The 23,934-nt window shown below is 53.3% G+C and carries 23 protein-coding genes; 12 read left to right on the top strand and 11 right to left on the bottom strand.

Annotated elements, in window-relative coordinates; translation table 11 throughout:
• Positions 1–25: 25 nt before the first annotated feature.
• The 5 genes from rhaM to rhaB form a co-directional block, all read right to left on the bottom strand.
• Positions 26–340 carry an L-rhamnose mutarotase gene (rhaM, locus tag HV261_RS01595; RefSeq protein ID WP_202037262.1) on the bottom strand — a complete coding sequence of 105 codons (315 nt, stop codon included), beginning with the start codon at positions 338–340 and terminating at the stop codon, positions 26–28.
• Complete coding sequence (gene fucO / locus HV261_RS01590; protein ID WP_202037261.1) at positions 337–1,485, bottom strand: lactaldehyde reductase; 1,149 nt, start codon at positions 1,483–1,485, stop codon at positions 337–339. Before fucO ends, rhaM begins: the two co-directional genes overlap by 4 nt.
• A gap of 74 nt (positions 1,486–1,559) precedes the next feature.
• Entirely contained in the window at positions 1,560–2,387 is an 828-nt protein-coding gene (gene rhaD / locus HV261_RS01585; RefSeq protein ID WP_202037260.1) for a rhamnulose-1-phosphate aldolase, read from the bottom strand.
• A gap of 142 nt (positions 2,388–2,529) precedes the next feature.
• Positions 2,530–3,789 (bottom strand): L-rhamnose isomerase, encoded by a 1,260-nt coding sequence (rhaA, locus tag HV261_RS01580; RefSeq protein ID WP_202037259.1) that lies wholly within the window; start codon positions 3,787–3,789, stop codon positions 2,530–2,532.
• On the bottom strand, positions 3,786–5,255 hold the full coding sequence (gene rhaB, locus HV261_RS01575; RefSeq protein ID WP_202037258.1) for a rhamnulokinase: 1,470 nt from the start codon (positions 5,253–5,255) through the stop codon (positions 3,786–3,788). Before rhaB ends, rhaA begins: the two co-directional genes overlap by 4 nt.
• A 303-nt stretch (positions 5,256–5,558) precedes the next feature.
• Between rhaB and rhaS the strand changes: the two genes are divergently transcribed.
• Both rhaS and rhaR read left to right on the top strand, forming a co-directional pair.
• Positions 5,559–6,407, top strand: coding sequence for an HTH-type transcriptional activator RhaS (rhaS, locus tag HV261_RS01570; RefSeq protein ID WP_137381445.1), 849 nt, complete (start codon positions 5,559–5,561; stop codon positions 6,405–6,407).
• A gap of 152 nt (positions 6,408–6,559) precedes the next feature.
• Positions 6,560–7,408 carry an HTH-type transcriptional activator RhaR gene (gene rhaR / locus HV261_RS01565; protein ID WP_137381446.1) on the top strand — a complete coding sequence of 283 codons (849 nt, stop codon included), beginning with the start codon at positions 6,560–6,562 and terminating at the stop codon, positions 7,406–7,408.
• Here the strand turns inward: rhaR and rhaT are convergent.
• The gene (rhaT, locus tag HV261_RS01560; RefSeq protein ID WP_202037257.1) at positions 7,405–8,439 is read right to left on the bottom strand and encodes an L-rhamnose/proton symporter RhaT; all 1,035 of its coding nucleotides are present in this window, start codon (positions 8,437–8,439) and stop codon (positions 7,405–7,407) included. The two genes, rhaR and rhaT, sit on opposite strands and share 4 nt — an antisense overlap.
• Before the next feature lie 289 nt (positions 8,440–8,728).
• Here rhaT and sodA point away from each other — a divergent pair, with 289 nt between their 5' ends.
• Entirely contained in the window at positions 8,729–9,349 is a 621-nt protein-coding gene (gene sodA / locus HV261_RS01555; protein ID WP_003840480.1) for a superoxide dismutase [Mn], read from the top strand.
• A gap of 283 nt (positions 9,350–9,632) precedes the next feature.
• A complete protein-coding gene (gene kdgT / locus HV261_RS01550) occupies positions 9,633–10,616 on the top strand; it encodes a 2-keto-3-deoxygluconate transporter (RefSeq protein WP_003028743.1) in 984 nt (327 codons plus the stop codon).
• A 41-nt stretch (positions 10,617–10,657) separates the two neighbouring features.
• On the opposite strand, the gene HV261_RS01545 is transcribed toward kdgT, so the two are convergent.
• Positions 10,658–11,554, bottom strand: a complete 897-nt coding sequence (locus tag HV261_RS01545; RefSeq protein ID WP_202037256.1) for a dihydrodipicolinate synthase family protein — start codon at positions 11,552–11,554, stop codon at positions 10,658–10,660.
• Between the two features lie 152 nt (positions 11,555–11,706).
• Between HV261_RS01545 and yiiM the strand changes: the two genes are divergently transcribed.
• A complete protein-coding gene (gene yiiM / locus HV261_RS01540) occupies positions 11,707–12,381 on the top strand; it encodes a 6-hydroxyaminopurine reductase (RefSeq protein ID WP_202037255.1) in 675 nt (224 codons plus the stop codon).
• Positions 12,382–12,447: 66 nt separating this feature from the next.
• On the opposite strand, the gene cpxA is transcribed toward yiiM, so the two are convergent.
• Together cpxA and cpxR are read right to left on the bottom strand one after the other, a co-directional pair.
• Positions 12,448–13,821, bottom strand: coding sequence for an envelope stress sensor histidine kinase CpxA (gene cpxA, locus HV261_RS01535; protein WP_202037254.1), 1,374 nt, complete (start codon positions 13,819–13,821; stop codon positions 12,448–12,450).
• Positions 13,818–14,516: an envelope stress response regulator transcription factor CpxR gene (gene cpxR, locus HV261_RS01530; RefSeq protein ID WP_048214010.1), complete on the bottom strand. Its 699-nt coding sequence runs from the start codon at positions 14,514–14,516 to the stop codon at positions 13,818–13,820. Before cpxR ends, cpxA begins: the two co-directional genes overlap by 4 nt.
• Before the next feature lie 150 nt (positions 14,517–14,666).
• On the opposite strand from cpxR, the gene cpxP reads away from it, so the two are divergent.
• The 7 genes from cpxP to HV261_RS01495 all read left to right on the top strand — a co-directional run bounded on the left by cpxP (position 14,667) and on the right by HV261_RS01495 (position 22,378).
• Positions 14,667–15,167, top strand: a complete 501-nt coding sequence (gene cpxP / locus HV261_RS01525; protein ID WP_137381452.1) for a cell-envelope stress modulator CpxP — start codon at positions 14,667–14,669, stop codon at positions 15,165–15,167.
• Between the two features lie 147 nt (positions 15,168–15,314).
• On the top strand, positions 15,315–16,217 hold the full coding sequence (fieF, locus tag HV261_RS01520) for a CDF family cation-efflux transporter FieF (protein WP_196209863.1): 903 nt from the start codon (positions 15,315–15,317) through the stop codon (positions 16,215–16,217).
• A 184-nt stretch (positions 16,218–16,401) separates the two neighbouring features.
• On the top strand, positions 16,402–17,364 hold the full coding sequence (gene pfkA / locus HV261_RS01515) for a 6-phosphofructokinase (protein ID WP_202037253.1): 963 nt from the start codon (positions 16,402–16,404) through the stop codon (positions 17,362–17,364).
• 206 nt (positions 17,365–17,570) lie between these two features.
• Positions 17,571–18,560, top strand: a complete 990-nt coding sequence (sbp, locus tag HV261_RS01510; protein ID WP_202037252.1) for a sulfate/thiosulfate ABC transporter substrate-binding protein Sbp — start codon at positions 17,571–17,573, stop codon at positions 18,558–18,560.
• 104 nt (positions 18,561–18,664) lie between these two features.
• Positions 18,665–19,414, top strand: a complete 750-nt coding sequence (locus HV261_RS01505; RefSeq protein ID WP_202037251.1) for a CDP-diacylglycerol diphosphatase — start codon at positions 18,665–18,667, stop codon at positions 19,412–19,414.
• Between the two features lie 73 nt (positions 19,415–19,487).
• Positions 19,488–20,792: an SLC13 family permease gene (locus HV261_RS01500; protein ID WP_202037250.1), complete on the top strand. Its 1,305-nt coding sequence runs from the start codon at positions 19,488–19,490 to the stop codon at positions 20,790–20,792.
• 113 nt (positions 20,793–20,905) lie between these two features.
• A complete protein-coding gene (locus HV261_RS01495) occupies positions 20,906–22,378 on the top strand; it encodes a DASS family sodium-coupled anion symporter (protein WP_061066967.1) in 1,473 nt (490 codons plus the stop codon).
• A 41-nt stretch (positions 22,379–22,419) separates the two neighbouring features.
• Here the strand turns inward: HV261_RS01495 and tpiA are convergent, their stop codons facing one another.
• Positions 22,420–23,187, bottom strand: a complete 768-nt coding sequence (gene tpiA / locus HV261_RS01490) for a triose-phosphate isomerase (protein WP_202037249.1) — start codon at positions 23,185–23,187, stop codon at positions 22,420–22,422.
• Between the two features lie 111 nt (positions 23,188–23,298).
• Positions 23,299–23,895, bottom strand: coding sequence for a YiiQ family protein (locus HV261_RS01485; RefSeq protein WP_202037248.1), 597 nt, complete (start codon positions 23,893–23,895; stop codon positions 23,299–23,301).
• Between the last annotated feature and the right edge of the window lie 39 nt (positions 23,896–23,934).

Genomic DNA, 23,934 nt, shown 5'->3' with positions numbered 1-23,934 from the left:
TTAGCGCCTTATCCGGCCTACAAGACTACGGCAAGTAAAACACTTCTTTTAGCTCTGCGCTAACCGGGCTGTTGTCTGCATTGGTGGGCATTACGTCACGCATATGCTGCCACCAGCGCTGGCAAACCTCAGTCTCGGCAACGGCATTCCAGCGTTCTTCGGATTCGATCTCAACGGTGGCGAACAGCAGATTGCGCGTCTCATCGAGATAAATCGCGTAGTGATGGGCGCCGTGGGCTTTCAGCACCGCTTCCAGCTCGGGCCAGATCGGGTTATGCCGACGTTGATATTCAACGTGCGCGTCGGCATTTACCTGCATCACAAAGGCTTTGCGGATCATAACGCCTCCAGATACAGCTCACGCACCTCGTCGCGGCTGGCGGTACGCGGGTTGCACGGCGCACACGGATCGGCCAACGCTTTGTCCAGCCAACCTTCAATATCTTCTTTGGTTACCCCAAGCGAACGAAAGCCGACAGGAATACCGACGCGTTTGCTCAATGCGCGGATTGCGTTGATGGCTTCCATACTCGCCGCCTCATCGGTCATGTCGCGGGTATCGACACCCATTGCCTGCGCCACGCGGGCAAAGCGTGCCACGGCGTTGGGGCGATTAAAGTTCTCGATTATTGGCAGCAGGATGGCATTGCAAACGCCGTGCGGCAGGTTGTGCGTTGCGCCCGGCTGGTGCGCCAGCGCATGTACCAGGCCAAGACCGGCACTGTTGAACGCCATGCCCGCCAGATACTGGCCAAACGCCATCTGCTCACGGGCGTCGAGGTTATGCCCATCGTCGACCGCTTTTGGCAACCACAGACTGATCAGGCGAATCGCTTCTAACGCGTTGGCATCCGTCAATGGATGTGCGCCGACGGAGACATAGGCTTCAATGGCGTGGGTCAGGGCATCCATACCGGTCGCGGCGGTCACGGACGCCGGGATCTCCAGCATCACGCTGGCATCATCCACGGCGATATCCGGAATGATGTTCGGATCGATAATGACCTCTTTGACCTTACGCGCGGAATCAATAATCACTGCATTGCTGGTCATTTCCGCCGCCGTACCTGCGGTGGTGTTAATGGCAACCAGCGGTACGCCGGCATTTTTCACTTTTCCCACCCCGGAGTACGCCGTGGAGGGGCCTGGGTTAGCGGTCAGGATCTTCACTGCCTTAGCGGTATCGATTGGGCTACCGCCGCCGAAAGCAATAATGTAGTCGCACTCTGCGTCCTGATAGGCGGCATAGCCTTTTTGTACCAGCTCTTCGGTCGGGTTCGGGAAGACGTCGTCGAACAGATGGTAAGACATTTGATGTGCATCCAGTGCCGCAAACAAACTATCCAGCAAACCCAGTTTCACCAGTTGGCCATCGGTGACGATCAGCGCTTTGCCCCATTGTTTGTTCGCCACAAGGCTCACCATATCGCGGATTGCCCCTGCGCCATGCAGACTGATTTTTGGTAGTGCCAACATAAAGCTCATCACTATTCTCCTTAACAATAAAATCCTGTAGGCCGGATAAGGCGAAGCCGCATCCGGCGTTGAGTGGGGAGGTATCAGTACAGCTCTACGGCGCTTGCCAGCGGCGTCACGCCAAAACGTTTGCCGAGTGCGATCAGCTCTTCACGCGTGATGGTTTGCTTCATACCGCCCATCGAATAAATTTTGACTAACACCTCAGCGGATTTTTCTGCGGTGTCGATCAAGCCGAACGCTTCGTCGAGCGTTGGCCCACTGCCGAATACACCGTGGAATGGCCACAGTACCAACGAGTGTTGCTGCATTTCCTGCGCGGTAGCCTGACCGATTTCATCGGTACCCGGCACCATCCACGGCAGAATGCCGACGCCATCCGGGAATACGACCAGACATTCGGTGCTGCCTTCCCACAGCTTGCGGGTAATCAGTGCCGTGTTGTTTTCCAGTACGTAGGTCAGGGCGATCAGATTGGTGGCGTGGCAGTGCATGATTACGCGGTCTTTGCCGTTGGTGGCTTTAATGCGTTCACAGTGAGAGAGGAAGTGGGCCGGCAGTTCTGAGGTCGGCACGGCTTCATGGGTCAGACCCCACAGGATGTGATAACCCGCGCCGTCGCTGTCAATTTTCACCACGCCTAAATTGGCGGCCGGGTCGAGCTGAACATTACGGAAGAACTTGCCGGAACCGGTGACGATAAATGAGGTGTTCGCCAGCATCGGCATTGGCTGACTTAGCGCAATATAGCGCGGTTTTTCATGGAAATCGGCGCTAAATGGTGCAATGTCTGCTTCATCCAGACGTAACGTCAGGTTACCGCCGTTGCGTTCATCCCAGCCTTTCAGCCAGGCATCGGAAGTCGCTTTGATCATCCCCTGGACGAACCAGGACGTGGTAATGTTTTGCATGTCGGTGTTCCTGTTTATTGCCCGAACGTTATCGGGTCTTACGCAGGCCGGATAAGCGAAGCGCCATCCGGCAATCGTGTTTCATTCATTGCCGGATGGCGACGCAGGGCGCCTTATCCGGCCTACAAGCCTGGCGTCACGCTTAGCGACGTTTGCTCAGAATCTCTTTTTCATAAGCGCGCACACTTTCCAGCCACTGGCTACCGGCTGGGGTGTCGTGACGCTGGCAGTACATCTCCCAGACGGCTTGCCACGGCAGCGATTTTTGTTCTTCCAGCAGGGCCAGACGGGCGGTGTAGTCGCCGCTGGCTTCGAGCTGACGTAACTGTTCGGTTGGTTCTAACAGTGCACGTAACAGCGCTTTTTTCATGTTGCGGGTACCGATAACCCATGCGGCAATGCGATTGATTGAGGCGTCGAAGAAGTCGAGGCCAATGTGTACGCGGTCGAACAGGTTGTGGCGCACGATCTCACTGGCAATCGCCTGAGTTTCATCATCCAGCAGCACCACGTGGTCGCTGTCCCAACGAACCGGACGGCTGACATGCAGCAGCAGGCGCGGCACGTACAGCATGGCGGCGGAGATCTTGTCGGAAATGACTTCAGTAGGATGGAAGTGGCCTGCATCCAGACACAATGCGGTCTGGCGGCTGGTGGCATAACCCATATAGAACTCGTTAGAGCCGACGGTGTAGCTTTCAGCGCCGATACCAAATAGCTTGCTCTCGACGGCATCAATATGGTGCGCCGGGTCGAACTTCTCGCTGATCACGTCATCCAGCGCTTCCAGCAGACGCTGGCGCGGTGCTAAACGGTCAACAGTGATGTCTTTCATGCCATCGGGGATCCAGATATTCATCACCGACGGCGTACCCAGTTGCTCGCCGAAATACGCGGAAACGCGGCGGCTGGCTTTACAGTGGTCAATCCAGAACTGGCGGATGTGGTCGTCGGCGTGCGCCAGCGTGAAACCGTCGGCACTCAGCGGGTGTGAGAAACAAGATGGGTTGAAATCCAGACCTAACTGGTTCGCTTTTGCCCATTCAACCCAGTTTTTGAAATGTTCAGGTTTGATTTGGTCACGGGCGACTGGCGTCTCTGATTCCAGATAAATGGCATGAAGATTAAGTCGCTTAGGGCCAGGGATCAGGCTGAGCGCCTGCTCCAGATCGGCACGCAGCTCGCTGGCGTTACGCGCTTTGCCCGGATAGTTGCCGGTTGCCTGAATTCCACCCGTGAGCGAACCTTCCGGGTTTTCGAATCCGGCTACGTCGTCGCCCTGCCAGCAGTGCATGGAGACCGGCAGACGATCGAGCTGGCGTAATGCTTCCTCGACATCAATACCTACCGCTGCGAAACGCAGTTTTGCCAGTTCCCAGGCTTGTTCAAGTTGAGTGGTCATGCGCAAAGCTCCTTTGTCTGTCGTAATGGTTGAAACTGCGCTTTGTGGCGGGCAATTTCACTTTCAGGATTGGGGATGAAGGTTGTCAGGTCGTAGTTAGCGCGTACCACCTGGCGGAAATCATCAACGTTGTTTAGCTCATCCAGCGTCATCAACTGGACGCCAATATTGCCGAGCGTGGAGGCCTCAATAGGCCCGGATATGACGCGAATACCGCAGGCATCCGCGCAAAGTTGGTTGAGTAATGCGTTCTGGCACCCACCACCGACGATGTGCAGTTGGTGAAATGCTTCGCCGCGAAGCTCAGCCAGTTCCTGCAGGATATCGGCGTACAGCAACGCCAGACTGTCGAAAATACAGCGCGCCAGTTCGGCGTTTTGCATCGGCACAGGCAGGCCAGATTCGCGGCATGCTGCCTGAATTTCCGCGCTCATGTCGTCAGGATTGATAAAGCGCTCGTCGTTGGGGTTAATCAGAAACTGGCAGGCCGGCAGCGCCTGGGTTTGGGCGATAAGCGCAGGCAGGTCGGTTATCTGCCGCTCTTTTAACACGCGCTGGAGTAGCCACAGCCCCATGATGTTTTTCAGCACGCGGTAGCGTCCTTCCGCGCCGCCTTCGTTGGTAATATTCGCCGCCAGTGCCGCATCGTTGGCATATGGGGTTCGGCTTTCAAACCCCATCAGTGACCAGGTGCCTGAAGAGAGGTATGCGCTGTGTTTATCGGCCAGCGGTGAAGCGATCACCGCGCTGGCGGTGTCATGGCTGGCGACGGCAACCACCGGGATTTGATTTTTCTGCGGGCAAATCCAGTGGCCAATTACGTTCCCCGGATGCGTGGGGCGGCCAAACCACGCTTTGTCGGCACCGCTCCAGGCCAGTAGGGTTTCGTCCCAGTCGTCGGTGTTGATATTGACTAACTGGGTGGTGGTGGCGTTGGTATATTCCCAGTTCATTTCTCCGGTCAGGCGATAGCTGAAGTAATCGGGGATTAGCAGGGCATGCGCCACCTGGGGGATCAGTTCCGGTTGCTGTTCGACCAGCGCGCGGAGCTGATACAGGGTATTAAAGGGCAGAAACTGAATGCCGCTACGGCGATAGATTTCACTTTGACCTGGCTGCGTCATGGCCCGCGACATAATGCCGTTCGTGCGGCTATCGCGATAAGAGACTGGCAATCCGACACGCTGACCGTTTTTATCGATCAGGACATAATCCACGCCCCAGGTATCAATGCCGATGCTGTCGATCCGAATGCCTTGATCGCAGACTTTCCGCAGACCGAGGCGAATGTCGTTTTCCAGGCTGTCGATGTCCCAGGTGTCAAAACCGTCTGTTTTTTGCAGGCAGTTAACAAAGCGGTGGATTTCACGCAGTGTCAGGGTACGGTGTTCACTGTCGTAACGCGCCAACATTACGCGTCCACTGGATGCACCGAGATCAACAGCGACACAATGGCGAAGAGTCATAGCGAGGTCCTTCTGAGTTTCATTGCACTCAGTCTAAGAACCCGTGAAATGGCGTACCTTCTTGTTAGTGACAACGACAATAGGCGGCTGGCAGCATGGCAAAGGTGAACGTGATAGCGTTCACATTTTCTACTAATAGGGATGGTTTCGTCTGATGTGACCCCTTCCGCAATTCCCGATCTTTCCCGCTATTTCTTGAAGAATTGACCGTGTTTACGCTCTTTGGCGTCAAAAATTTAAGGTGAGGGTGATAACCCTTAATTACTATTCAGCCATGTTCATTTGATCGGGGTGGATGTCATCATGACCGTATTGCATTGCGTGGATTTTTTTCCGACAGGTAAAGCGCCCGTGGCGATTGAACCCCGGCTTCCTCAGCCTGCTTTTCCAGAGCATCATCATGATTTTCATGAAATTGTAGTGGTTGAACATGGTACGGGAATCCATGTGTTCAATGGACAGCCTTATACCATTAGCGGGGGAACGGTGTGTTTTGTCCGCGATCATGACAGACACTTATATGAACATACCGACAACCTGTGTTTGACCAATATTCTGTATCGTTCCCCGGATGCGTTTCAGTTTTTGGCTGGGCTGAATCAGTTGTTACCCCAGGAGCTGAATGGGCAATATCCGTCACACTGGCGGGTGAATCAGAGCGTGTTGCAGCAGGTTCGGCATCTGGTGGGGCAAATGGAAAATCTTGGCGAGGCAATGGATACGCCGACGGCGGCAAATCGTGAGATCTTGTTCATGCAGTTGCTGGTGCTGTTGCGTAAAAGTAGCCTGATGGAAGCGGCAACAGATAATGATGCGCGACTGAACCAACTACTGGCATGGCTGGAGGACAACTTTGCCGACGAAGTGTGCTGGGAAGCTATAGCTGAGCAGTTTTCGCTCTCTTTACGTACTCTGCACCGCCAGCTTAAACAACAGACCGGGCTGACGCCGCAGCGCTATCTCAACCGCCTACGGCTAATCAAAGCCCGCCATTTACTACGTCACAGTGATGACAGCGTGACGGACATCGCTTATCGCTGCGGATTTGGCGACAGTAACCATTTTTCGACGCTGTTTCGCCGGGAGTTTAACTGGTCGCCGCGCGATATCCGACAGGGACGCGATGTCATTACTGGAAGCAGCCTCCAGTAACGCGAAAGCTATCAACGTTTTTTGCCGTCCGTTTGCTGATAATCATACCCTTTTATGCCGGATGGCGGCTGTGCCTTATCCGGCCTACGTGGATGCCCTGTAGACCGGATAAACGTAGCGCATCCGGCAAGCGTTCAGGTTGAGGTGATGTGATGGTGAATCATCTGGTCCTTCTGAAATCAGACTTTTTTGCGAATGACCACCAGGCCGTCGCGGTGGCCGATCGTTACCCGCAGGATGTGTTTGCCGAACATACTCATGAGTTTTGCGAACTGGTGATGGTGTGGCGCGGCAATGGCCTGCATGTTCTCAACGATCGCCCGTACCGGATAACCCGTGGCGATCTGTTTTATATCCGTGCCGAAGACAAACACTCCTACACCTCAGTTAACGATCTCGTCCTGCAAAATATCATTTACTGCCCGGAACGGCTGACGCTGAATGTTGGCTGGGAAAGCGCGATCCCAGGATTTAACGGCTCGCCGCGACAGCCCCACTGGCGGCTCGGTAGCGCTGGTATGTCCCAGGCCCGGCAGATAATTAGTCAGCTTGAACACGAGAGTAATCAGCGTGACCCGCTGGCTTTTGAAATGGCTGAATTGCTGTTTGGGCAACTGGTGACTCATTTCAAACGGCATCGCTATGCCACGGATACGCTGCCAGCGACATCAAGTGAAACGTTGTTGGATAAGCTGATTACCGCGTTGGCCGGGAGTCATGAACATGCCTTTGCGCTGGATAAATTCTGTGAGCAGGAACAGTGCAGTGAGCGAGTTTTACGTCAGCAGTTTCGCAGCCAGACCGGGATGACCATCAACCAGTATCTCCGCCAGGTGCGGGTTTGCCATGCTCAGTATCTGCTCAAGCACAGTAGACTGATGATCGGTGAAATTTCTATGCGCTGCGGCTTTGAAGACAGTAATTACTTTTCGGTGGTATTCACGCGAGAAACCGGGATGACGCCGAGCCAGTGGCGTCATCTCAGCAGCCCGAATGATTAACTGGCCATCCCCAGACCGACAATATTGGCCGCGAGAATAATGACCACGCAGCCGAGGCTCAGTACGCTGACCGGACGGCGGCCCGCGTTTTTCCACTCTTTCAGCACCAGACCAACAATACCGCCGCACAGGACATAGAAGCTCATGTGCAGCATCCAACTGACATAATCATACTGCGCCGGAATGCGAGCATGGCCCCAGGCGTAGAAGAAGAATTGCAGATACCACATCAGACCACCGAGCGCGGACAGCAGCACGTTGGTGATGATCAGCGGTTTGGCTAGCGAGAAGTCGGCTTTTATCGAAAGATCTTTCACTTTTGCCAGACGAATAAAGCAGAAGCCCAGGTTGACTAAAGCACCGCCGCCCATGATGATGACATAGCTTGGCAGCGCGACGTACAGCGGATCGACGCCCAGCGCGGCGGCAGCATCGTGCATGGGTTTCGCCGCGTTCATCGCAAAGGACATCCCGGCAGAGAAAATGCCGCACATTACCGCCAGCACCAGCCCCTTCTTCAGGTTGAACTCTTCTGCTTTGATGCCCATTTTACGTTCTTTCAACTGCCCTGCGCGGGTCACAATGCCCACGCCGATCAGCGCGACCAATACGCCCAGTAGCGTCATGCGTCCGCCATTGGTGTTGATCAGCACATCAAAGTTACCGTTGATGATAGGGGTCATCAGCGTGCCGACAATCAGGGTAATACCAATCGCAATACCAATCCCCATCGACATGCCGAGATAGCGCATGGTCAGGCCATAGTTGATATTACCGATCCCCCACATCGCGCCAAACAGGAATACCGGTGCCAGCGTGGAGAGGCTAAAAGAGCTGAAGTAGGCCCAGAAATTGGGAAGTAACATGGCGCTGATGGTCCATGGCAGGATAAGCCAGGAGACGATCCCGCCAACCGACCACATTGTTTCCCATGACCAATGTTTAACTTGTTTGAACGGGGCATAGAAACAGGCTGCACTGGCTGCGCCTATCAAATGCCAAAGAATACCCATCGTAATCGCGTTACTCATGACTGAATCCTCGTTATTTTTTATCGTCGGTCATAACCCCTCCGACACAACGAGTTTAAAAATTACGCAGATGATTAACCTTTTGACGATTGCCGCCTTTGTCCTCTTGTTGGCAATCATCACGTTAACTGGGTGATTTGGCTCACATCTTCAGTAATGGTGATGAATAATTAAGACCCTGTAAAAAGTACGGCATTGATAATCATTTTCAATATCATTTAATTAACTATAATGACCCAACTGCTTACGCGGCGTTAACACTGGCCGCCCGACAATACTGGAGATGATTATGAGTTATACACTGCCATCCCTGCCGTACGCTTATGATGCCCTTGAACCGCACTTCGATAAGCAGACGATGGAAATCCACCATACCAAACACCACCAGGCTTACGTAAACAACGCTAATGCTGCGCTGGAAAGCCTGCCTGAATTCGCGAGCCTGTCTGCTGAAGAGCTGATCACCAAACTGGATCAGTTGCCTGCGGATAAGAAAACCGTTCTGCGTAACAACGCTGGCGGCCACGCTAACCACAGCCTGTTCTGGAAAGGCCTGAAAACCGGTACCACGCTGCAGGGCGACCTGAAAGCGGCTATCGAACGTGACTTCGGTTCCGTTGACAACTTCAAAGCTGAATTTGAAAAAGCAGCAGCCACTCGTTTCGGTTCCGGCTGGGCGTGGCTGGTTCTGAAAGGTGACAAACTGGCTGTTGTTTCCACCGCTAACCAGGATTCCCCGCTGATGGGTGAAGCTATTTCTGGCGCTTCCGGCTTCCCAATTGTGGGCCTGGACGTCTGGGAACACGCTTACTACCTGAAATTCCAGAACCGTCGCCCGGACTACATCAAAGAGTTCTGGAACGTAGTGAACTGGGACGAAGCCGCTGCGCGTTTTGCCGCAAAAAAATAAGTTTAATGATGCCTGAAACCTGAGAGCGTTATGCTGATCGGGTCGGGATCTGATGACGTGATACAGCCCCTGCAAGCGATGCCTGTGGGGGCTTTTTTGTGATCAAAATCAACATAGGAACATTGATCCATTTAAATTGAAACAAGGTTTTATTATGCGAGTGGGATCACTTTTATAGTTTCTCTGAATGTCTATCTTCTTTTCATCAAGACGGGCGCATCTCAAAAGCAAGATGCAGTCGCCCATAAAAATTGCCCCATTTTTATGTCTACAGGTGATGGAAATGCAGATCAAACGTACGATAGAGAAAATCCCAGGCGGTATGATGTTGGTACCACTTTTTCTGGGCGCGTTATGTCACACCTTTTCACCCGGCGCCGGGAAATACTTCGGCTCATTTACCAACGGCATGATCACCGGTACGGTGCCGATTCTGGCCGTCTGGTTCTTTTGCATGGGGGCGTCGATTAAGCTGAGCGCTACCGGAACCGTACTGCGTAAATCCGGCACGTTAGTGATAACCAAGATCCTGGTCGCATGGGTGGTAGCGGCGATTGCATCGCGCATTCTTCCTGAACATGGTGTGGAAGTGGGGTTCTTCGCCGGGTTGTCCACGCTGGCGCTGGTGGCCGCAATGGATATGACTAACGGCGGGCTGTATGCTTCGATCATGCAGCAATACGGCACCAAAGAAGAGGCTGGGGCGTTTGTCCTGATGTCGCTGGAGTCAGGTCCGCTGATGACCATGGTCATTCTGGGAACCGCCGGGATTGCGTCGTTTGAACCACATGTATTTGTGGGGGCGGTATTGCCGTTCCTGATTGGTTTTGCGCTGGGTAATCTGGATCCTGAACTGCGGGAATTCTTCAGTAAAGCCGTGCAGACGCTGATCCCTTTCTTTGCCTTCGCATTGGGGAACACTATTGATTTGAGCGTCATTGCGCAGACTGGCGTTCTGGGTATTCTGTTGGGCGTCGCGGTGATTATCATTACCGGTATACCGTTGATTATTGCCGATAAACTGATTGGTGGCGGGGATGGTACGGCGGGGATTGCGGCGTCCAGTTCTGCTGGCGCGGCCGTTGCCACACCGGTGCTGATTGCTGAAATGGTTCCGGCGTTCAAACCGATGGCACCAGCGGCCACCTCCCTGGTGGCGACCTCGGTGATTGTAACCTCGATCCTCGTACCGATTATCACGTCCATCTGGTCGAAAAGAGCCAAAGCCAGAGCGGCGGAAATTGATCTTCGCGGTACCGTGAAGTAAGCCTCTTTTGCCGGATGGTCTGCACCATCCGGCTTAATTATTTACCCTTTGACGACAAACACCTCATCGATTGTTCGGCACTCACTCTCGTTCAACTCTCCACCCGCGTTTCGTGATACCCCGGTGCAATAGCCAAACTTACGCGATACCACGGTTTTGATGGTAGTGACAAAATCCTCGCCGATGGCGTAGATGGACATGTAGGTGCCAATCTTATCCTGAATCTCACGCAGCGCCGCCAGATCGCCCTGCTTAAACGCTTCGCGTGCGCTGACAAACAGCTCAGGCATAACGTTGTTGAGGCCCGAGATGATCCCCGCACCGCCAGCCAGCAGATTAGGAATGTAGTATTCGTCATAACCCGACAGCACCGCAAAATCTTCCCGCACGGCACGGGTTGTCTGGATCATGCTGCGGGTGTGGGACTGGCAGTCCACGGTGTCTTTAATGCCAGCAAAGTTCGGGAATTCAGCTGCCAGCGTGGCCACCAGTTCAGGCGTTAAATCGCAACCGGTTCGCGCCGGGAAGTTATAGGCAAACCATTTGCCGTTGAGCTTTTGTCCCAACTGGCGAAAGTAGCTCAGTAGCTGCTTCGACGTTTGACCGTAGTAGTAAGGCGGCAGGATCATGACGGCATCGTATCCGGCGCGATGCGCCTCCTGGGCCATCAGCAAAACATCATTCTGGCAGGTGGATGAGACGTTCGCGACCATCTTCAGCGAGCTCATGGCACGGGCTTCACGGATCAGCAACAGCCTTTCTTCGAGCGTAAAGGAAGCAAATTCCCCAATGCTGCCCATCAACAAAATAACGTCGATTTTTGCCTCAGTAAGGCGTTTGAGATGCTGGCTCAGACCATTGAGATCGATCTTGCCATCATTGTCCATTGGCGTAATGGAAGGGCACCAGACGCCAGCAAATTGCGATTGACCAGTCACGTTGTCGACTCCTTAATTGAAATGATGTTTCAAAACAAGATTACATTGATAGCATGTGTCCCTAAGTTTCATGTGAACCGTGCTCTCATTTTGAGCGACTGGGGTAAAATAAATATGGTGTAATGGGAGAAATTTATCGGGAGAGGGAACAGATGCGATATCCGGTCGATGTTTTTACAGGCAAGATTCGGGACTACACGGGAAGCCGTCCCAGCGCGATTGCTAAAGTTCAGGTTGATGGCGAGTTGATGCTGACCGATCTGGGACTCACGGGCGATGAACAGGCGGAGACTAAAATTCATGGCGGGCCGGATCGCGCGCTGTGCCACTATCCGCGTGAACACTATCAGCACTGGATACAAGAATTCCCCGAACAGGCGGAGTTATTTGTCGCCCCCGCCTTTGGGGAGAACCTCTCAACGCTTGGGCTGACAGAAGAGAATGTCTATATCGGCGATATTTTCCAGTGGGGAGAGGCGCTGATTCAGGTCACGCAGCCGCGTTCACCGTGTTTTAAGCTGAATTTCCATTTTGGCATTAGCGATATGGCAAGTCAGATGCAGGCTTCGGGGAAGATAGGCTGGCTGTACAGTGTTATCGCGCCGGGACGCGTGTCGGCGGATGCGCCGCTGGAACTGGTGTCGCGCGTGAGCGATGTCAGTCTGCGGGAGGCCATTGCTATCGCCTGGCATATGCCGTTTGATGATTCGCAATATCACCGTTTACTGTCGGCTGCCGGGTTATCAAAAAGCTGGACCAGAACGATGCAAAAGCGCCGTCTAAGTGGCAAGATCGAAGACAATTCGCGGAGATTGTGGGGAAAATAAGGCTATTATTGAACCTGTAGGCCGGATAAGATGCGTTAGCATCGCCATCCGGCACAACAGGAACAATTACGAACGTTTGTACAACGGTAGCCAAAGCACCAGACGTAGACCTCCCAGCGGACTGTCCTCGGCCTTCACCCAGCCTCGATGCTGCTGAATAGCGGTTTCAACAATCGCCAGACCCAGACCTGTCCCACCGGACTCACGATCGCGCGCTTCATCGGTGCGATAGAATGGACGGAAAATCTGCTCTCTGTCTTCAGGACTCACGCCTGGACCATCGTCGTCTACGGTGATGGTAATCCCGTCAATATCCACCGCGAAGCCAACTTCAATCTTCGTATGTGAATAGCGCAGGGCATTACGCACAATGTTTTCCAATGCGCTTTCCAGTGCGTTCGGGTTGCCATACAGCGGCCACGGTCCCGGCGGGAAATTCACGGTAAGCGATTTGCCCATCTGCTCGGCTTCAAAGGCGGCGTTATCCAACACGTCGCCCCATAGCTGATTAGCCTTCACGGTTTCACTGACCAGCGCGTTCTTCTGCTGATTACGCGACATCACCAGCAGGTCGTTGATCATGCTGTCCAGCCGATGCGCTTCTGTTTCAATGCGCTCCAGCTCTTTGCTCTCACCGCTACGACGGCGCAGCAGCGCAGTCCCCAGTTGCAAACGTGTTAGTGGCGTTCTCAACTCGTGAGAGATGTCCGACAGCAGGCGTTGCTGCGTGGTCATCATGCGTTCCAGCGCGGTCACCATCTGGTTAAAACTGGCACCTGCCGCCAGAAATTCCTGCGGGCCGGCTTCCAGTTCCGGATGCTGACGCAGGTTACCCTGTGCCACTTCATCCGCCGCATTTTTCAGTTTACGCGCTGGTTTTGCCAAGCTCCATGCCAGCCAAAGCAGCAGCGGCGAGCTGACAAGCATGGTGACGATCAGCAGCAACAGGGGCCGGTCAAACAACAGGTTGATGAAATCAGACTGTGAACTGCTGGCAGGTCGAATGAGATACAACTGGTAGTTATCTTCACCATCTCTGACGGAGAAGGGCCCGACCATCTCAACGCGACCATATTTTTTCTTCTGCGGATGATCAGCGTTATCAGCCTGACCAATAAAGTTACGAATGATCTGCATTTCGTTGCGTTCTGCGCCGATCACACGTCCTTCTGTAGTGACAAGCAATAACCGCTGTCCTGGCGGCGCCCACTTGTCGATGGCACGGAACAAGCGACGCCACCACATCAGATCGTTGGGTGGGTCGTTCGCCAGCTCAGCTTCCACGTGTTGCTCGATCATCAACCCCTGGCGCTGCTCGCTGTCCAGTAGCTCGGTCATCTGACGTGAGTCGAGCTTGGGCAGCATCAGTACCAACATCAACACCAGCGCCAGCGTTAACCAGAAGATGGCAAAGATGCGTGCGGTTAAGCTTCCTATCATGAAGCGGAGACCATCAGGTAGCCGCGACCACGCAGGGTTTTAAACCACGGGTGCCCGTCTTTCCGTTCTGGCAGCTTACGACGTAGGTTCGAGATGTGCATGTCGATAGCGCGGTCAAACGGCGTCAGGCGCTTGCCCAGCACTTCCTGACTCAGGTGTTCACGAGAAACGACCTGGCCGAGATGCTGTGCCAGTAAATAAAGCAGGGTGAATTCGGTGCCGGTTAACTCCAGGGTTTGCCCATCAAAACTGGCTTCCTGGCGACCCGGATTCAGGCTTAACGCATCCACTTCCAGCGTCGGCGAGCCATTATCGCTGGTCTGCTGTTGTTCGCTCCAGTGAGAGCGGCGCAGAATAGCGCGGATACGCGCGACCAGTTCGCGGTCGTTAAAGGGTTTGGGTAAATAGTCGTCCGCGCCCAGCTCAAGGCCGAGTACGCGATCCAATTCGCTACCGCGAGCGGTCAGCATGATTACGGGCGTCTGGTGTGTCTGGCGAAGCGCTTTCAGTGTATCGATACCGTTTTTCTTCGGCATCATGACGTCGAGCAAAAGTAAATCGATGCTGTCATCCAGAAGTTCAAGTGCCTGCTCCCCATCATGGGCAACCAGCACATCGAAACCTTCCATTTCGAGCAACTCCTTTAACAGGGAAGTCAGCTCTCGGTCATCATCAACTAACAGGATTTTATTCATTGTTTACGTACCTCCGAGGCAGAAATTACGTCATCAGGCGTCGCTAATCTATGACTTTACGTTGTTTTACACCCCCTGACGCATGTTTGCAGCCCGAATCGTAAACTGTCTCTCGTTGAATCGCGACAGAAAAGATTTTGGGAGCAAGTGATGGGCAAAGTTACCGCTGCCGTCATGGCCTCAACGCTGGCACTCAGTACTTTAAGCCATGCAGCTGAAGTCGTCACAGGCGATCACTGGCACCTGGGTGAAGGCTCATCGCAGCGCAGCGTACAGAGCCACATGTTTGACGGTATCAGTTTAACCGAACATCAACGTCAACAGATGCGAGATTTAATGCAGCAGGCAAGACACGAGCAGCCTCCTGTTAATGTTAGCGAAATGGAGACAATGCATCGTCTTGTCACCGCAGAGAAATTTGATGAAAGCGCTGTGCGCGCTCAGGCAGAAAAAATGGCACAAGAACAGGTTGCCCGCCAGGTTGAAATAGCCAGGGTCCGCAACCAGATGTATCGCCTGTTAACGCCCGAGCAGCAAGCGGTTTTAAATGAGAAACATGAACAACGAATGGAGCAACTGCGTGATGTAACGCAATGGCAAAAAAGCTCATCGTTGAATTTATTGAGTAGTAGCAACTCACGTTCCCAGTAGTAACCCTGTTTTCCTTGCCATAGACACCATCCCTGTCTTCCCCCACATGATGTGGGGGTTTTTTTTGCCCAAAATTTGTCACTCGGTTATTGCCTGACTGTTTTACTTCATCCGTTATACTAGCGGCATATCCTGGCAGGAGTGTTTATGAATCAAACCTATGGGCGGCTGGTTAGCCGGGCGGCAATCGCGGCGACCGTGATGGCATCGCTGTTACTTTTGATCAAAATTTTTGCGTGGTGGTACACCGGATCGGTCAGTATTCTGGCGGCATTGGTGGATTCTCTGGTCGACATTGCGGCGTCACTCACCAATCTGTTGGTGGTGCGCTATTCGTTGCAGCCAGCAGATGATGAGCACACGTTTGGGCACGGGAAAGCTGAATCTCTGGCGGCGCTGGCGCAAAGTATGTTTATTTCCGGTTCGGCGCTGTTTTTATTCCTGACCGGGATTCAGCATCTCATCCAACCGACGCCGATGAAAGATCCGGGTGTCGGGGTAGTTGTCACCGTTATTGCGTTAATTTGTACTATCATTCTGGTCACGTTTCAGCGCTGGGTGGTGAAACGTACGCAAAGTCAGGCTGTACGGGCAGATATGCTTCATTATCAGTCTGATGTTATGATGAACGGTGCGATTCTCGTTGCGCTTGGACTGGCCTGGTATGGTTGGCATCGTGCGGATGCCTTGTTTGCGCTCGGGATTGGCATCTATATTCTATATAGCGCATTGCGTATGGGATATGAGGCGGTGCAATCTCTGCTGGATCGCGCCTTGCCCGATGAAGAACGTCAGGAAATTATTGATATAGTGACGTCATGGCCGGGAGTCAGCGGCGCTCACGATCTTCGCACGCGGCAGTCAGGGCCGACCCGCTTTATTCAGATTCATTTGGAAATGGAAGATGATCTGCCGCTCGTTCAGGCTCATTTAGTCGCTGAACAGGTTGAGCAGGCTATTTTGCGACGTTTCCCGGGATCGGATGTGATTATTCATCAGGATCCCTGTTCAGTCGTACCCAAGGAAGGCAAGATGTTTGAGCTTTCATAATTCGTTGTAAAAAAGTGAGCAGGGCCAGCATTTTGTGTATAAATTACCACCGTTTGGCCTGACCTGAATCAATTCAGCAGGAAGTGATTGTTATACTATCTGCATATTCGTTGGATCGTTTCGATATGCGGAATCGACTTCCGGCAGCAGATTTCATTTTGCATTCCAAAGTTCAGAGGTAGTCATGATTAAGAAAATCGGTGTGTTGACAAGCGGCGGTGATGCGCCGGGCATGAACGCAGCAATCCGTGGTGTTGTACGTGCAGCGTTGACGGAAGGGCTGGAAGTCATGGGGATCCATGATGGCTACCTGGGTTTGTACGAAGACCGTATGGTTCAGCTTGACCGTTATAGCGTGTCCGACATGATCAACCGTGGCGGTACTTTCCTCGGTTCTGCTCGCTTCCCGGAATTCCGCGACGAAAACGTGCGCGCTGTGGCTATCGAAAACCTGAAGAAGCGTGGTATTGACGCCCTGGTTGTTATCGGTGGTGACGGTTCCTACTTGGGTGCAAAACGTCTGACTGAAATGGGCTTCCCGTGCATCGGCCTGCCAGGTACCATCGACAACGATATTAAAGGCACCGACTACACTATCGGCTACTTCACCGCACTGGGTACTGTTGTCGAAGCGATTGACCGCCTGCGTGACACCTCTTCTTCTCACCAGCGTATCTCCATCGTTGAAGTGATGGGCCGCTACTGCGGCGACCTGACCCTGGCTGCAGCAATTGCCGGTGGCTGCGAATTTGTCGTCGTTCCGGAAGTTGAATTCAGCCGTGACGATCTGGTCGCTGAAATCAAAGCCGGCATCGCGAAAGGTAAGAAGCACGCGATTGTTGCGATCACCGAGCACATGTGTGACGTTGATGAACTGGCGCACTATATCGAGAAAGAAACGGGCCGTGAAACGCGCTCTACCGTACTGGGTCACATCCAGCGTGGTGGTTCTCCGGTTCCTTACGACCGTATTCTGGCGTCCCGAATGGGCGCATATGCTATTGAACTGCTGCTGGCAGGTCATGGCGGTCGCTGCGTCGGTATTCAGAACGAGCAACTGGTTCACCACGACATTATCGACGCTATCGAAAACATGAAGCGTCCGTTCAAAGGTGACTGGCTGGACTGCGCGAAAAAACTGTACTGATTGTATTTTTTTCGCGCCTGATGGCGCTACGCTAATCAGGCCTACAGGTTGCAGAAACTTGTAGGCCGGATAAGGCGTTAGCCGCCATCCGGCAACCTCTCAGATTTATTCCTCGAAGTTATAGCAAATCTTTTTTTATTCTTTAATGTTTGGATCTCTTTCTGGCACGCTTTGCTCATCACAACATCACATAAGAGAGCTGGGCGATGAACAAATGGGGCGTAGGGTTAACATTATTGCTGGCATCGACCAGCGTTCTGGCAAAGGATATTCAGTTACTTAACGTATCGTACGATCCAACACGTGAACTGTACGAGCAGTACAACAAAGCATTCAGCGCACACTGGAAGCAGGAAACCGGCGATAACGTCGTTATCCGCCAGTCACACGGCGGCTCTGGTAAACAGGCGACCTCTGTCATCAACGGTATTGAAGCCGATGTCGTGACGCTGGCGCTGGCTTACGATGTGGATGCCATTGCTGAGCGTGGCCGTATCGATAAAAACTGGATTAAACGCCTGCCGGACAACTCTGCGCCTTACACCTCCACCATTGTCTTCCTGGTACGCAAAGGCAACCCAAAGCAAATTCATGACTGGAACGATCTGGTCAAACCGGGTGTGTCAGTGATTACACCAAACCCGAAAAGCTCAGGCGGCGCACGCTGGAACTATCTGGCGGCATGGGGCTACGCTCTGCACCACAACAACAACGATCAGGCCAAAGCGCAGGACTTCGTCAAAGCTCTGTTTAAAAACGTGGAAGTGCTGGATTCCGGCGCGCGCGGCTCAACCAATACCTTTGTTGAACGCGGGATTGGCGATGTACTGATCGCGTGGGAAAACGAAGCGCTGCTGGCAACGAACGAGCTGGGTAAAGATAAATTCGAGATAGTCACCCCAAGTGAGTCTATCCTCGCCGAGCCGACCGTTTCCGTTGTCGACAAAGTCGTGGAAAAGAAAGATACCAAAGCGGTGGCAGAAGCTTACCTGAAGTATCTCTATTCCCCGGAAGGTCAGGAGATTGCGGCGAAAAACTACTATCGCCCGCGTGATGCTGACGTCGCGAAGAAATATGAAAGCGCATTCCCGAAACTGAAACTGTTCACCATTGATGAAGAGTTTGGCGGCTGGACGAAAGCGCAGAAAACGCATTTTTCTAACGGCGGTACCTTTGACCAGATCAGCAAACGCTAAAGGTTGAGGTCACGACAGAACCCGGTGGCATAGCGCGACCGGGTTTTTTATTTGTCATCGTTTTGCGTTACTCTTGCGCCTCAATGGGATACAGGGAACGCGTAATGAAAAAAGCAGGTTATCTTTTACTGGCGGTTATTGTGGTCGCCGCCGCTGCGGGCATAGGGTACTGGAAATTTAGCGGTAACCCGGACGCGTTACGCCAGATAGTCCTTGAGCAATGCCTGCCACATCAATTGCAGCAGCACGATCCCGCGCCGTGTACTGAAGTTAAACTCGATGCCGGATATGTGGTGTTCAAAGACCGTAACGGTCCGCTGCAATATCTGTTGATGCCGACTTACCGTATCAATGGTACGGAAAGCCCGCTGCTGTTGGAATCAGGCACGCCGAACTTCTTCTGGCTAGCCTGGCAGGCACGTAGTTTTATGAGTCAAAAATACGGCCAGGAGATCCCTGATAAGGCGGTATCGCTGACAATAAACTCACGTACCGGGCGTACGCAAAATCACTTTCACATTCATATCTCCTGCCTGCGACCCGACGTCAGAACGCAACTGGATGACAATATGGCGAAAATCAGCACTCGCTGGTTGCCATTGCCCGGCGGATTGCGCGGGCATGAATATCTGGCGCGTCGTGTGACGGAAAACGAACTGGCGCAGCGCAGCCCGTTTATGATGCTGGCAGAAGAGGTGCCGGATGCGCGTGAGCGGATGGGAAGCTATGCGCTGGCGATGGTGCGCCAAAGCGACGAATCCTTTGTCCTGCTGGCGACTCAGCGTGACCTGTTGTCGCTGAATCTCGCCTCCGCTGAGGAAATCCAGGATCATCAATGTGATATTCTGCGTTAACCCCCCTTAATCTGGCGTTTACTCTCTTTGCCTGTCCCCGTATTCTTGTTGAAAAAAACAACAGGAGACAGGCATGTCGCTCTGGCTTACGCACCCTCTGTTTATTCCCTCTCTGGTGGTCGGCGTCACCATTTTGCTTTGGGCAACGTCGCTGTTGCCGGAATTTATCACGGCGCTGCTTTTCTTTGCCGTGGCGATGGTGGTCAAAATCGCGCCACCGGATGTCATCTTTGGCGGCTTTGCCTCTTCGGCGTTCTGGCTGGTGTTTAGCGGCTTTGTACTGGGTATTGCGATTCGTAAAACGGGGCTGGCGGACCGGGCGGCGAGGGCGTTGTCGTCAAGGCTGACAGACTCCTGGCCATTAATGGTCGCGAGCGTGGTGCTATTGAGTTACGCGCTGGCGTTCGTCATGCCGTCCAACATGGGACGTATTGCGTTGCTGATGCCGATTGTGGCGGCGATGGCGAAACGGGCTGGAATTAACGACGGCACACGCGCCTGGTATGGTCTGGCGCTTGCCGTGGGTTTTGGTACCTTCCAGCTTTCTGCGACGATCTTACCTGCTAACGTACCAAACCTGGTGATGAGTGGCGCAGCGGAAGGTTCCTGGGGTATCCACTTGAATTATCTTCCCTATTTGCTGCTGCATACACCCGTGTTGGGTTGGCTAAAAGGTGCGGTGCTCATTGCTCTTATCTGCTGGCTGTTTCCCGGTCAACCTCATGCGCCGCGCGATCTGACGCCGCCTGAACCAATGAGTCGTGATGAAAAACGTCTGGCCTGGATGTTAGCGGTGGTGCTGTTTCTGTGGGTCAGCGAAAGCTGGCATGGCGTGGGGCCGGCATGGACCGGGCTGGTGGCGGCGGTGATTACGCTGTTGCCGCGCGTAGGATTTATTAATGGCGAAGAATTTTCCAGTGGGGTGAATATCCGTACCTGCATTTACGTAGCGGGTATTCTGGGGCTGGCCATCACCGTGACGCAGACCGGTATCGGTAGCGCGGTAGGCGAGGCGCTGTTACAGGTGATGCCGCTGGATGCGGACAAACCGTTTACCAGCTTCCTTGCATTGACCGGCATTACCACCGCGCTCAATTTCATCATGACGGCGAACGGCGTTCCGGCACTGTATACCACACTGGCACAAAGCTTTTCAGATGCGACCGGCTTCCCGCTACTCTCAGTGATTATGATTCAGGTATTGGGTTATTCCACACCGCTGCTGCCGTATCAGGCATCACCGATTGTGGTGGCAATGGCGTTAGGAAAAGTACCGGCAAGAGCTGGAATGCTGCTGTGTATCACGCTGGCGGCGGCAACGTATCTGATACTGCTGCCGCTGGATTATCTGTGGTTTAGCGTGTTGGGGAAATTATAGTTGTATCGGAATGTTAATTTTTTGTTTTGTGAGTGGGTGAATTGTATTATGCGCACCGATATTGGTTAATACCTGAGCGCATAATTGCGTACTGGAAACTCAAGGATTGATTCATGGACAGATTGACCCCCATCCGCTGTTGGCCTGCCATCATCTCGATTGTTATTACGCTGACCATCTGGTTTGTTATCCCATGTCCAGCAGATGTCACCCCCGAGGCGTGGCATCTGCTGGCGTTATTTATCGGTACTATCGCGGCAATCATTGGTAAAGCCATGCCTATCGGCGCGATTGCGATTGTGGCGATTATGCTGGTAGCCATGACCGGCGTGACGCACCCCGGTAAACCCACCGCGGCGCTGAGCGATGCGTTAAGTGGTTTCTCCAACCAGCTTATCTGGCTGATCGGCATCTCGATTATGTTGTCGCAAAGCCTGTTGAAAACGGGGCTGGGCGCGCGTATCGGCTATGGGTTTATTGCTTTGTTTGGCAAAAGAACGTTGGGTATCGCCTGGGCGCTAACGCTGGCAGAAACGCTGATCGCACCCGTTACGCCAAGCAATACCGCACGCGGTGGCGGTATTATTCACCCGGTGATGCGGGCGATTGCGGAAAGTTTGGGCTCTCAACCCGGTGACAAAGAGAACGGCGCTACAGGTCGTTACCTGGCGCTGGTGAACTACAACATTAACCCGATCAGTTCGGCGATGTTTATTACCGCTACCGCGCCAAACCCGCTTATTGTGAGTTTTTTGACCAAAGGGACGGATGGGGTGCTGAATATGACCTGGGGAATGTGGGCGATTGCGGCGCTTCTTCCTGCCGTTGTTTCCCTGGTCGTGATGCCTATTGTCATCTGGTGGCTCTATCCGCCCGCTATTACACGCACACCGAATGCGCCAGAGTTTGCCCGGGAAAAACTGGGGGCACTCGGTCCGTTGTCGCTGGCTGAAAAAATCACCCTCGCGGTTTTCGCTTTGCTGCTCTGCCTGTGGGCGGGGGTACCTGCCATGCTGATGGGCAGTACCTGGGCCGTTAACCCCACCAGTGCGGCGCTGATTGGCTTGTCTGTTCTGTTAGTGACAGGGGTATTGAGTTGGGACGATATCCTTAAATGCCGTGGTGCCTGGGATACGATAGTCTGGTTTGCCGCACTGGTTATGATGGCGGATTTCCTGAGCAAACTGGGGCTGGTGGGGTGGCTGGCGACGAGCGTTGGTAGTGCAATTGACCATCTCGGCGTGCACTGGAGTATCGCCACGCTGCTGCTGATCCTGCTTTATGTCTATTCACACTACTTTTTCGCCAGTACCACTGCACATATCACGGCCATGTTCGCGGCTTTCTTCGCTGCCGGATTAGGCCTCGGTGCTCCACCGGCGCTGCTCGGTCTGATGCTGGGCTTCTCCTCCTCGTTGATGATGTCGCTTACGCACTATGGTACAGGGACTGCGCCAATCATCTTTGGTTCGGGTTACGTTACACTGGCTGAGTGGTGGAAAACGGGGCTGGTGATGAGTGTGGTCAACCTGACTATTTGGGGGGTGACCGGTGCCTTCTGGTGGCACTGGCTGGGATACTGGTAAAGCAGATATAAGAAGGGGAGCGATGCTCCCCTTTTAACAACTTAGGCCTGTTTAGCGGCTTCTGCTGCTTTAACGATGACTGCGAAGGCGTCCGCTTTCAGCGATGCTCCGCCAACCAGCGCGCCGTCAATGTCCGGCTGAGCGAACAGTTCTGCGGCGTTAGCTGCGTTTACAGAACCGCCGTACTGGATGATTACTTGCTCAGCGATTTTCGCGTCAGCATTAGCAATGTGGTCACGAATAAATTTGTGAACAGCCTGAGCCTGAGCAGGCGTTGCAGATTTACCGGTACCGATAGCCCATACTGGTTCGTAAGCGATAACGACGCCTTCGAATGCTGCTGCGCCCTGAGTTTTCAGAACCGCGTCGATCTGACGTGCACAAACTTCTTCAGTTTTGCCCGCTTCGTTTTCTGCTTCGGTTTCACCGATGCACAGAACCGGCGTCAGACCCTGCTCTTTCAGCACAGCGAATTTCTTCGCGATCAGCTCGTCAGACTCTTTGTGGTAAGTACGACGCTCAGAGTGACCGATAATGATGTACTGCGCGCCGATATCTTTCAGCATTTCAGCGCTTGTTTCACCGGTGAATGCGCCAGACAGGTTCAGGTCAACGTTCTGCGCGCCCAGAATGATGTGGCTACCGGCAGCGGCGTGTTTCGCCAGGTCGATATACATTTCCGGCGGAGCGATTGCTACTGCACAGCCAGCAACGCCAGCCAGTTCTTTACGCAGGTTAGCAACCAGTTCGTTTACCATGTGGCGGCTGCCGTTCAGTTTCCAGTTACCCATCACTAAAGGATGTCGCATTTCATTTCTCCACGCTTGTCAGCGAATTAAGGAAGATGGCCGCCCATCAGGGCAGCATGGTCTGTGAAACAGTATAGAGATTCGTCTGCGGAAAGGCTTTGCTTTTTGTCATCAATTCGCCTTCTCAAGACTTTCTGATAGTGCCAGCTTAATCGGTTCAACAGCGAAGGTCAGCCCCTTTTCACCGTTATCTGCAACAACATAGCGAATTGCGCCTTCGGTTTCGGCGTAATAGCGCTTACCTTTGCCGGCAGCGAGTAATTTTTGCAGCTTTTTCTGGCTTTGCTCTTTTGTCAGTAGCGGCGCGACGGTGCGAATGACGGCGGTCATGTATTCCAGCGCTTTCGCTTTGGCCGCCTTTTGTTCTGGCCCCTGAATCGGCAGCCAGGTTATCTGCATACTTTTGATTTTTAAGGTGCCGCGTTCAAGGGCGGAGGACGCGTACAGGTTTTCATTGATTTTACTGGCGGCACGGGTGAGATTTGCCCGATCGCGGCTGCTGTCGATGGCACGGAATTCATTCAGAGCAAGCTTTGGATTCTGCGTATTAAAATTTTCGCGAAACTGGCTAATCGACAGGTCAAAGGTTGGCGCGCCCGCCAGTAAATAGGGGGCCGTGGTTGCCGTCGATGGATCTTCCGCCAGTACCGCTGTGCTCGCGGTTAAGGCTGAAAACAATAATAAAAACAGTGTCAATCCTTGCTTCATCAATCGTACCTTTTATTCTCACTGCTCACGATTAAAACG

It is taken from the genome of Citrobacter sp. RHBSTW-00671, assembly GCF_014103415.1.
GTDB lineage: Bacteria > Pseudomonadota > Gammaproteobacteria > Enterobacterales > Enterobacteriaceae > Citrobacter.
This window is presented reverse-complemented; position numbering and strand designations above follow the sequence as displayed.